7 protein-coding genes are annotated in these 10,515 nt (G+C 55.8%); 4 read left to right on the top strand and 3 right to left on the bottom strand.

Going from position 1 to position 10,515, the window contains the following annotated elements; translation table 11 throughout:
- The 4 genes from ACAN56_RS21620 to ACAN56_RS21605 all read left to right on the top strand — a co-directional run.
- On the top strand, positions 1-798 hold a 798-nt coding region (locus tag ACAN56_RS21620; RefSeq protein ID WP_379145697.1), incomplete at its 5' end, for a DUF6385 domain-containing protein.
- Positions 799-1,021: 223 nt separating this feature from the next.
- On the top strand, positions 1,022-3,064 hold the full coding sequence (locus ACAN56_RS21615; RefSeq protein WP_379145696.1) for a glycosyltransferase: 2,043 nt from the start codon (positions 1,022-1,024) through the stop codon (positions 3,062-3,064).
- Positions 3,061-4,818, top strand: coding sequence for a tetratricopeptide repeat-containing glycosyltransferase family 2 protein (locus tag ACAN56_RS21610; RefSeq protein WP_379145695.1), 1,758 nt, complete (start codon positions 3,061-3,063; stop codon positions 4,816-4,818). Before ACAN56_RS21615 ends, ACAN56_RS21610 begins: the two co-directional genes overlap by 4 nt.
- Positions 4,819-4,834: 16 nt before the next feature.
- Entirely contained in the window at positions 4,835-6,799 is a 1,965-nt protein-coding gene (locus tag ACAN56_RS21605) for a tetratricopeptide repeat-containing glycosyltransferase family 2 protein (protein ID WP_379145694.1), read from the top strand.
- Positions 6,800-6,957: 158 nt separating this feature from the next.
- Here the strand turns inward: ACAN56_RS21605 and ACAN56_RS21600 are convergent, their stop codons facing one another.
- The 3 genes from ACAN56_RS21600 to ACAN56_RS21590 are packed head-to-tail and all read right to left on the bottom strand — an operon-like array spanning position 6,958 to position 10,452.
- Entirely contained in the window at positions 6,958-7,698 is a 741-nt protein-coding gene (locus ACAN56_RS21600) for a glycosyltransferase (protein WP_076114221.1), read from the bottom strand.
- On the bottom strand, positions 7,691-8,968 hold the full coding sequence (locus ACAN56_RS21595; protein ID WP_379145693.1) for a hypothetical protein: 1,278 nt from the start codon (positions 8,966-8,968) through the stop codon (positions 7,691-7,693). The genes ACAN56_RS21600 and ACAN56_RS21595 overlap by 8 nt, the downstream gene beginning before the upstream one ends.
- Positions 8,965-10,452 (bottom strand): glycosyltransferase family protein, encoded by a 1,488-nt coding sequence (locus ACAN56_RS21590; RefSeq protein WP_379145692.1) that lies wholly within the window; start codon positions 10,450-10,452, stop codon positions 8,965-8,967. The genes ACAN56_RS21595 and ACAN56_RS21590 overlap by 4 nt, the downstream gene beginning before the upstream one ends.
- Positions 10,453-10,515: the final 63 nt, after the last annotated feature.

Below are 10,515 nucleotides of genomic sequence, written 5' to 3'. Positions count from 1 at the left end.
ACGATTACCAGCGTACTCGGCGCTACCATTACTGCCGGTACATTATCGTCAGCTGGTACAGTCACTAATCTGCTTGACGGTACGATTACCAGCGTACTCGGTGCTACCATTACTGCCGGTACGTTGTCGTCCGCTGGTACAGTCACCAACCTGCTTGACGGTACAATTACCAGCGTACTTGGCGCTACCATCACCGCCGGTACGTTGTCGTCCGCTGGTACAGTCACCAACTTGCTTGACGGTACTATTACCAGTGTACTGGGGGCTACCATTACTGCCGGTACATTATCGTCGGCCGGTACAGTCACTAACCTGCTTAACGGTACGATTACCAGTGTGCTGGGGGCCACGATTACTGCCGGTACGTTGTCGTCCGCTGGTACAATTACCAACCTGCTTGACGGTACAATCACCAGTGTACTGGGGGCTACCATTACTGCCGGTACACTCAGCAGTGTGACCTCCATCTCGCAGCGCAGCTTTATTGAGCAGGCTACACTCGGAATTCCAACCTCCGATGTCTTCACGCCGCTGCCGGCCAATACAACGAGCGTGCTGGGTACCTACTCCTATTTCATCTTGAACACTGGAGCCAACCCTGTGAATACGCAGGTTGAGATCAGTGCGGATGGAACCAATTATTTTGTCGATACGACCGGTGACAATCCTTTGCCTGCTGGTTCTGTTGATGTCATCGTTCCGGCAAGATTCCTGAAATATACCCGTCTTTCTTATCAATCAGCGACCCCGGGTGCGGCTTCTACCATTAATGTCATTTTTGACGCTCAGGGAACGTAAGCAAAAGGTCCGTCATATCCTGTAGAGACAAAGAGTGCATGGTTGTCCATGTACTCTTTCTTTGGTTTTGAAGCCCTGCAAAGTACTTGGAGCATGCTATGAACCGAATCCGCACTTTGAGGGTTATTTTGTCATAACCAGACTCTGCAGCTACATATGCCGGACAATCATCACCTCCCTCAACACAGAACTGAAGAAATCGCCTTCCAAAGGAGGAAAAACCGTGAATACCCCTACCCTTGGCGTTCATCTGATCGTCAAAAATGAAGCAGAACTCCTGCCCCGCTGTCTGGAAAGTCTGGCTGGAGCTGACGAGATTGTCATCGTGGATACTGGCTCGACAGATGATTCTGTTGCAATCGCCCGGACCTACGGAGCCAAAGTGCTCCTCAGGGAATGGGCCGATGATTTCTCGGAGGCGCGCAATGCCGGGTTATCCGCTGCCGGGACCGATTGGCTTCTGGTGATGGATGCCGATGAGATCCTGAAGACCCCTCTGCAGAAAATTATCGAATTACTTCGTGAGACTAAAGCCGAAGCATTCACAGTAGACATAGAAAACTGGTTTGGGAGCAGGCCCGAAGAGCGTTTAAACCACAGGCTGGTGCGTTTGTTCCGCAATCGACAGGAATACCGCTACAGCGGGAAAATCCATGAAGGCGTAGACGCCGCAATTATCAGCAAACAGGGTGTTTCCGCAATCCAGGACAGTGACATCGGGGTTGTCCATTTTGGATATTTACCAGAGATGATGGCCCGCAAAAATAAAATCAGCCGCAATGAACATCTGCTGCGCCTCGCTCTTGCACAACAGCCGGAGGATGACTTCTACAGCTATAATCTGGCAGTGACCTGCTGTCAGAACGGCAATCTGGAGGAGGCGGAGCAACTGCTGCGCCAGACCGTCAGCCGCGCTCCGCTTAAAGTCTCCTATCGTCCGGCCATGATCCGTGATTTATGCAAAATCTATCTCGCTCTGGGAAAAATGAGCGAGATCGATGCTTTGCTGGCAAGAGAACTGCAACGTTACGGGGATTATCCTGATTTGCATTTTATTCAGGGCCAGTCCTGGGAGAGTCAAGGTCTGCCGGAACGCGCCTTCCAGTCCTATCAGCAGGCAGCAGCACTCTGTGACAGTTCAACACCTAGCGGAAAATACGTCCGCGAACAAGGCATGTGCACCTTCCGTCCGCTGCACCGCATGGGTGTGCTCTCTCAGGAGCTTGGCCAGCTCGAAGAGGCGGCAAGGTATTTCCACCGCTCGCTTCAGCATTACTCCCTATATGCCCCGGCACTGCTGGGAATCGCTGCTGCCTTCCAGCGCCTTGCGGTACCAGATAATGACATTGCTGCACTGCTTGTCCAGCTTGTCCCGCCGGAGCAGGCAGCCGCAAGAACGGCAGTTATCACCACCCTGTTTGCGATTGGCGCTTACGAGGCTATAGCCGGATTGTCACAGGAGAGTTTTCCTTTGGAGCGGGATACACTTGTGTCTATCCTTTCCGCCTGGATCATTGCCGGGAAGGTTCAGGAGGCTGAGAATGCCCTTAAGGAGCACAAGGCATCTCTAAGCGGCGAAAATGTGGATCAAGAATTATTACAGCAGCTGTGGAAGCTTGAGGCGATATGCCATTGGGAAATGGGAAAGCGGCTACCGCAGGAGCGGCTGCTTGATGTATCCGAACCCTTTCACAAAAAGATGTATGATATAGACCAACTTTTATCGCACAAAAGGGCCCATCCGTCTGAACTCACAGCTGAACCAGGCTTTGCTCCGCTCATAACCACACTTATTGAGCTGTCTGTGAAGCTGCAGCGTTACGGGCTGGCTGCTTCTTTGGCAGAGCTATCTCCCGCACATACAGCGGATCTGGCTGCAGCATTGTATGAGGAAGGCAGATTAAAGGAAGCCGGGGAGCTGTTTATAGACCTGGTCCGCGACAAACGGGCAGAGGGAAAAGTTCTCTTTTATATCGGGGAAATGCTCTTTGACAAGGGCCATTATTCAGAGGCTGCCGGGTGGTTTCAACAGCTGCTGGAAGAATCACCCGGGAATGAAGCTGCGCGAATCGGCTTATCGCTCTGTTATCTTCAACTGGGGAGGCTTGGGCTGGAAGAGGTTGTGGAAAGCTTTAAAGAGGATGATCCCCATAGTCCACTCCTGGAGGACATTGCCGCGATAAGAAATTCCATGGCCATACTGAACCGCACACCTTGGCATACGCAGTGGAGCTACCGTCAGCGCCAGGGAGGAACAACACCATGACCAAGCCGCGCCGCAAGCCGCTGATTTCATTATGCATGATCGTTAAAAATGAAGCTGACAGTCTGGCCCAATGCCTAAAAAGTGTACACGGGGTAGCTGATGAGCTGGTCGTTGTCGATACCGGATCTACTGACAGCACTTTGCAAATTGCCCGTTCCTTTGGCGCCACCATCGTCTCTTTTCCCTGGAACGGAGACTTTGCCGCAGCCCGCAATGCAGGCCTGAAGATGGCAAAAGGAACGTGGATCCTCATACTGGACGCCGATGAAGAGCTCGATGCAGGAAGCAAAGAAGAACTGTTGCTGTGTGCGGAGCATACGGAGTATGAGGCGTTTTTCCTGCGGATTCATAATCATAAGGGAACCTCCCGCACTTCGCAGACCATCACGGTGAATCCGATCCTGCGGATGTTCCGCAACCGTCCTCAGTACCGGTTCAACGGAATTATCCACGAGCAGATTGCTGGTGTTATCGTGGAGGCCACTCCCGCTGCCGCAATGCATCTGAGCACTGTGGTTATTCATCATTACGGCTATGCCGATGGTGTTGTAGCGAAGAAAGACAAGATCAGCCGCAACGTTGAGCTGTTGAAGGAGCAGCTGAGGCTGAACCCCGGCGATGCTTTTCACCATTTCAACATGGCTGTGGAATATATGCGTTTAGGGGAATATGACCCTGCTCTTCACCATATCCAGCGTTCGCTGGAGGAGGTCGAGCCGGATACAAGTTACGTCCATCTGCTGTATAAATACGAAATCCGCTGCCGGGCCGCCAAAAGGGAACTGAAGGGTGCGCTGGAAGCATGTGAACGGGGCATAACTTTGTTCCCCGATTACCCTGATCTCCATCATCTCAAGGGAGTCCTGCTGCTGCAGGCGGGAGCTTTTGCTGAGGCCAAAGCGGCGCTGCGCCGCGCACTGGACATCGGCGTCTCTCCTCCGGGCTACCACACGGAATCCGGATTCGGGACCTATTTGACCTATACTGCATTAGGGCAGCTATGCCAGGAAACGGGCGAAGATGGCGAGGCCATCGCCTGCTGTACACGGGCGGCTCAACTTCATCCTGAGCCCGGCCCGCTTATTGCCCGCCTCCTGCGGATCTTCAAGTACAGCGGCCGTGAGCAGGAGATAACCGGCTGGTTGAAGGCACATTTGCCCGATGCATGGGCCGCGCTGAGAGGCAGCCTTCCGGCACTGCTGCTGAGGGAAGGCTGTTACGCCGCGGCAGCGGAGCTGCTGGCCGAAGCGGAAGCCGCATCGGCCGAGGTAACAGCGGGAGTTGATACGGCCGTGCTGGGCAGCGCAGAGAGCTCAGCCGTGCTGGAGGCAACGACTGGAGGAGCAGCCGCGACGGATAAAGCGACGGCGACCAAGAAGCTGGCTAGTCCAGATCCGGCAGCCGCTGAGCGTGGAGCGGAGCATGGAGCGGAGCGGGCTGCGGCAACGCCTGAGCATGCACCAGAGCCGGATATTGCCGCAGCTCCCGGCAACTCCTTATTAGAACTAATACACGGGGTGCGGACCATTCCAGCAGAACAGCTGAGCCAAGGGGATGTACTGTCCCTGCTGAACCATCCCTCTATTTGTAACCAGGCTGCTCCCGCATTTGCAGCCGCACCTGCCCTGCAGCTTAGCCGTTCCTGGATTTTGCTGGCCGACCGGGTGCTGGCCTCAGCTCCCGCTGCGCCCGTCTATGGTCCGGCAGTCCGAAGAGCGCAGATGGCGCTGCCGCTTCCCAGAGTTACAGATTAGGAAGGGGGGATTTCATATGGCCACTCCCGATCTTTCGCTATGCATGATTATCAGGAATGAGGAACGCCACCTGGAGCGGTGCCTGGCTTCAGTTCAGGGCTGGGTATCGGAGATTATTATCGGCGACACAGGCTCCAGTGACGGCAGCATCGGCATTGCAAGCAGCTTCGGTGCGCAGGTGATCGAAATTCCGTGGGAGAATGATTTTGCCAAGGCCCGGAATCTAACCCTCCGGGCGGCTTCATGTTCATGGATTTTGGTCTTGGATGCGGATGAGGCCATTGCCGGTTGGCGGGAAGAAGTATTGCAGCCCTTGCTGGAGGCGGAGAAGGTGCAAGGTTACTTTCTGCCTTTTATCCACTATGTAGGCAATACCTCCGGGCGGGAATATGTGACGGATAATGTATGCAGGCTGTTCAGAAATGACGCACGTATTGTTTTTGAGGGGAGTATTCATGAGGAGGCCGCCGGAAGCATCTGGGCACTGCCGGAAGGACATGTCGATTATGCGGAGCTGCCCATTGATCATTATGGCTACCTGGATGATGAATTGCAGCGCAAGGATAAATCCAGCCGCAATCTGAGCCTTATCCTCACCGCCCTGGAGCTTGATCCGAAGAGTATATCCCTGCGATATGCACTGGGAACCGAACATTATCAGCAAGGACAGTACACTGCAGCCGCCAATATCCTGTTTCCGCTGCTCCCTGAAATCCCCGCCGGCTCCGGCTATGCTGCGGACATCTATCTCAAAACAGCCTATGCTCTGCAAGCAGGCGGACGGAGCAGCGACGCCAAAACGGTTTTTGCAAACGGCCGCTCCCTATTTCCCGATTTCACAGATCTCCTGGAGAGTTACGCCGGGCTGCTGCTCGAAGAAGGGGAGCTGCAGGTATCCCGTCTTCTGCTGCAGCAGGCGCTGGAGAGCAGAAACACTGCGCATAAATACCCCTCCTCTTCCGGCAGCGGTACCAGCCGCACCCAGCTGTTTGCCGGTCAAGTGTGCGAGCGGCTGTTCCTGTACAAGGAAGCGCACAAGCATTACACGCAAGCTATAGGTTATGAAGCGGACTATAGTGCCGCATGGGATGAACTCGTGCCGCTGTGCCTGTTGTCAGGGGAAGAAGAAATACTGTCTTCCCTAACCCGGCTCCATGCCCCGTCCTTATCTTCAGCTTTGCTTGGCAGGCTTGTGCCTGCTGCGTTGAATGCCCGCGCATTCGGCTGGCTGGAGGTGCTGGGCGAGGCGGGGCAGCTGCCCCTTCACGTCCGGCGGCTCATTCAAGTGCTGCTGCAGCTCCTCCCGCAGCAGCACTCCTCACCGCAAGCTGCCCAGCTGCTGGCACAGCTGCTGGAGGAAGATTCCGAACAGCCATTTATCCATGGCTATTTGTGGGCCTGGTCCTGCCGCATCGGCGATGAAGCTGCCGCAGGACAATGGCTGGAACGCCTGGCCGCTTACAGGCCAGGTTTAACCGCTGTCCGGCGGCTGCTGGTGAACCCTCCGGCTGATTCAGCCGGATGCCAGTCACCAAGCTTCGCCGATCTCTCTTACGCCGCGCAGCTGCTGCTCCAGACAGGAGCCTGGAGCAGCCTGCTGGCGTTATGCAAGCATGCGGATGCCGCACTCTTGCAGTGGTCAAGGCTGCCCGAACCGCTGTGGTGCGGGCTGCTGCAGGCCCCCGCAGCGATAAAGAAGCAATGGTGCTCGGTCTACACCGCACAAGAGCAGCATTGCCATACTCCTGCCGGCTTGGCGGAGTGGCTGCTGTACGCAGCGGTAGCCAGCTCATGCGGGCTGACTCCCCTGCTGGAGCCCGCAGCTGAAAGGGCGTTGCAGCAATCGGGGAGCCGGGCAGCTGCGGTGGGCCTGAGCTACCATAAGCTGCTGCTCGCAGCAGCCGTCCATCCGCAAGGCGCTGCTTCCGGCAGCATCCCTTGGCTGCTGCTTGTAAGAGCAGCCCTCCGGGAGAAGCTTTAACCAAGGGCTTCACAGTCCAGTGCAGCAAACCTGGATAACCCCCGTTCCTTTGCCAGCCGGAACGGGGGTTATTTGCTCTGAGCAGCATACTATTTTCATTGCATACTCTCAAAACCGGTTTATAGCTGTGCAGGCAACCATTACCCATACAACGCTGTTTACATGCCGCGCTTTTCTTTCCACTCTACTAAGCGGGGATTCTCATCCAGAATGGAATGGTATTGCTCCAGGCTCCCCCATCTGCCCTCAGGATCAAGCTCCAGATAACGCTCGTATTTCTGCCGGAGCTCTTCCGGCGGCACAGCCCAGCCGTAATGCTTCACACGCAGTTCGGCTAGAAATCCCGGCAAGATGGCGTAGGAAAGCGGGAGCCGGGGAACATGATGATCCATCCGGGGCGTAAAATAATGAAAATGCGGCAGATAGCGGACCAGCGTGCGGGTATGCTTCATGTGTATATTCCAGTGTTCATCCTCACGGTAATGGGTAGTTCCGCCCCAAAAATCATACAGGCGGAAGGCTACCCAGTCGTAAACATCCTGATCAATGAGGCGACGCATCTCCCGCTTCGCCTCTTCCTCGTAGAATTCATCGGCATCGACAGATAATAGCCAGTCTGGTCCGGTGGACACCGCCAGATCCCAGAGCGTTTGCCGGAGCACCCATTCCCGGCTGAACAGCGAGCTTTCCAGCGTCACCAGCTTTGACACCTTGGCGAAAGAATTGCACAGCCGCGCCGTACCATCCGTACTTCCGTCATCAACAATGACGATATCGTCCACAAAATCGCTCAGTTCCTCCAGCACCCGCTCCAGATGACGCCCGCTCTCATTACGTACCTGCATCATCGCGGTCAGCCGGTTGCCGGAGGATTTGCGCAGAGGCTCACGATTACTCATCTACTCTCCCCCTCAGTCGCCCGACTGCCTCTTCCAGATCGGCCATTTCGGCAAACAGCGGCCGGGCTTGGTGGTCTGCTCCGGCCGCCCGGAGAAAGCTGCGGATGGCGGCATGCCGCCTGCCATGCAGCAGATGCAGGGTACCTTCGATCACCGGCAGCTGCTGGCTTGCAGCTGCTGCCGCTCCGCCTCTTGCTGGAGGTGAAGTTCCCGCAGCAGTACCCACCCCCGCATCGCTGCTGGCTTCCATTTCACGCTGGAGCTGCAGTGCTTTTTCCCATTGATAGGTTTCAATGTAGTTCAGCAGCAGCAGCGGTTTCGCCTCCATATAGGATGAACCGGACAAAATCATGATCGCCGCCGCCGAATCCTCGTTCACACGGCAGATTTCCGCCTGAAGCAGCTCTTTTTGACCGTGATCCAGCCAGTTCTGCATCTCCGCTGCCCTCGCTCTTTCTTCGTCCGTAAAGGCTGTAATGGCATACTGCGCGGCAGCAAGCTCCAGCTGGCCCTGCTTAGCTTCAATAGCCGAGAAAAACCGGTAATGAGAATGAAGGCAGTCCGTATAATCATGCAGCAGCATCAGCTCGAAGGATTGCGTCAAATACCGGGAGGCCGCCTCGTCCCCAAGCAAATATAAATAGGAGGCTGCCAGATAATGCACGGTCGGCTGATCGGGCAGCTTCTCGCACATGGACAGATAAAACTCCGCACGGTGCCGCCGCTGGATATCAAGCCAAGACACAGGCGATCCTGCGGATGGCTGCCACAGTTCTCCCAGCGCTCTCGTCCATATCGCTTCATAGCCGGAGAGAAAGAACAGCCGGTCTCCCCGGCGGATGATTCCGTACGATAAGGGACTGTCCCCGCTGAGATAGACGACCCCGTCTCTGCGCAGATTCTGCTCCAGATATAGCCGTTCTGAAGCGGTGGCCACCAGATCGGCTCTGGCAGCGAGCAGCGCGCTGTATTTGTCCCACAGTCCGCTGTCTTCGCCTTCGGGACAAGCTTCCAGCAGTGCCACGGTATAGGCTGGCTCCAGTGTCATTACATCCGGCAGCCAATACGGGGAGGAGACGAGCACCGTGTATTCCTTGGCATTCAGCTTGTAAATCTCCGCCAGGCTCAAGGAATGGATGTCATATTCCTCCTGCTGGCCCGGTGTCAATCCCCCCGCAAACAAAACTTCCCCGCGGTCCGGCAGGAGGTTGAGCAGTCTCTTGTATTCATAGGCCTCCCAGGGAACAGAACTGAGGATAAGATAGTTCATCGCCATCCCCCTCCGTCACTCGGGGACGGCGATGTTTCTCCGCCGCGAAGCCCGGCAATATACCCTATAGTCAGTGTTTCTGCGGGAACGAGCTGCAGGCTGCGGCGGGTCGGCTCCTCCCGCCGCCCAATTCGGCCAGGCATAATTCCGCCCCGGTGGGCCGTACGTTCAAGCGGAAGAAACAGCGGAAGCCCCCCGGTCAATGGCCCCTGCAGCCCATCTTCCTGGCTCACCACAATATCGGTTGAACCCTGCCGCACAGCCTGCACAATTCTCTCCACATAACGGGTGTCATATTCTGCAGAAGCGGACAAATACACTACTGCTGCGCTTTCGTAGAGTGCGGAGACATTCTCCAGCGCATGCAGCCAAGGTTTTTCTCCCTGTACCGTAATCACCGCATCCCTCTCCTGAACCGGAAATTCGGAAGCAATATCATTTGCGCTGTCTCTGATCCATACCCAGCGGATATTGTCATAACTCTGCTGTTCTTGCAGCAACTGACGCCGCTTAAGCGATGTTTCCGTGTTCCACTTCTCTTCAAAATAAACAACTGCTGTCACCAGTGGAACGGTCACGGAAGATTTGCCGAGCGGTATCGCGGGCTGCTGCGGAGAGACGGAAAGCTCCGCAGGTACCGGGAGACTACCTCCACCCCCAGAGACGCCGGGCAAATTCCATTTGGCGCAGTACGCCCGTCCGCCTTCCTCCTCAGCTCCTTGGTCCATGCCATTCAAAGAACAACTTCCGTCCTCAAGCGGATGAAGCGTGTGAACATACAAAGCATCACTGAGCGCGAGCCTTCTCCCCAGCTGCCGGGCCCGCAGGCACCAATCGGCCACCATCAGACGCCGCTGGCGGAGCGATGCATCGAAACCGCCCACTCTGAGCAGCAGTTCCCTGGTGAAGAGCAGGCAGGCACCACTTAGCACTTCCACATTACGCCATTCGCCTTGCCGCCGAAGCCGGGTATGGTTTACGTATGCGGACAGCTTTGAGAAATCGTCAAACCACTGCAGTTCCCTGCCTTCCGCTTCTTCCGTAGAGGAACGCGGGGCAACTACCCCGACAACCGGATCATCAATGGCCGGCCAAAGCAGATCGGCGAGCCAGCCTGCAGTGACCATGACGGAATCCTGAAGCAATACGACAAATGAGGTCTCGGCATATGCCAAGGCCTCATTCACCCTATATTCCCCGTTCAAGTAGGGGAGAAAAGACACGGCATGTTCTCCAGAGAACTGCTCCGAGAGGGGCAGCAAAGCAAAATCCTCTTCCAGCGGAACGCCAATCACACGGACGCCAGGGCCGGAATGCAGCAGCAGGAGCCGCAAGCATTCTGCACTCCATGCGGCGCAGCGCAGTTCAACCACAATTGTTATTCCGTCTGTTACCGGAAGCGGCAGTAATCCTTCACGCTCCAGATAGCTGTATCTTCCGGCCAGACGCTCCAAGCGGACAGAATCCATAGAATCATACGGCATCAGGCTCACACTCCATTAGTTAAAACTGTGCTACCTATAGTGTATGAACGCTACGCGGTGATA

The sequence above is a fragment of the Paenibacillus paludis genome, from assembly GCF_042610515.1.
GTDB lineage: Bacteria > Bacillota > Bacilli > Paenibacillales > Paenibacillaceae > Paenibacillus_AQ.
The sequence above is the reverse complement of the archived record's forward strand: the minus strand, read 5'-3'. Positions and strand labels throughout refer to the sequence as shown.

Excerpts from the sequence above, each read along its gene's own strand:
- ACAN56_RS21610 (WP_379145695.1), top strand. The coding sequence starts at position 3,061 with ATGACCAAGCCGCGCCGCAAGCCGCTGATTTCATTATGCATGATCGTT.
- ACAN56_RS21605 (WP_379145694.1), top strand. The coding sequence starts at position 4,835 with ATGGCCACTCCCGATCTTTCGCTATGCATGATTATCAGGAATGAGGAA.
- ACAN56_RS21600 (WP_076114221.1), bottom strand. The coding sequence starts at position 7,698 with ATGAGTAATCGTGAGCCTCTGCGCAAATCCTCCGGCAACCGGCTGACC.
- ACAN56_RS21595 (WP_379145693.1), bottom strand. The coding sequence starts at position 8,968 with ATGAACTATCTTATCCTCAGTTCTGTTCCCTGGGAGGCCTATGAATAC.
- ACAN56_RS21590 (WP_379145692.1), bottom strand. The coding sequence starts at position 10,452 with ATGCCGTATGATTCTATGGATTCTGTCCGCTTGGAGCGTCTGGCCGGA.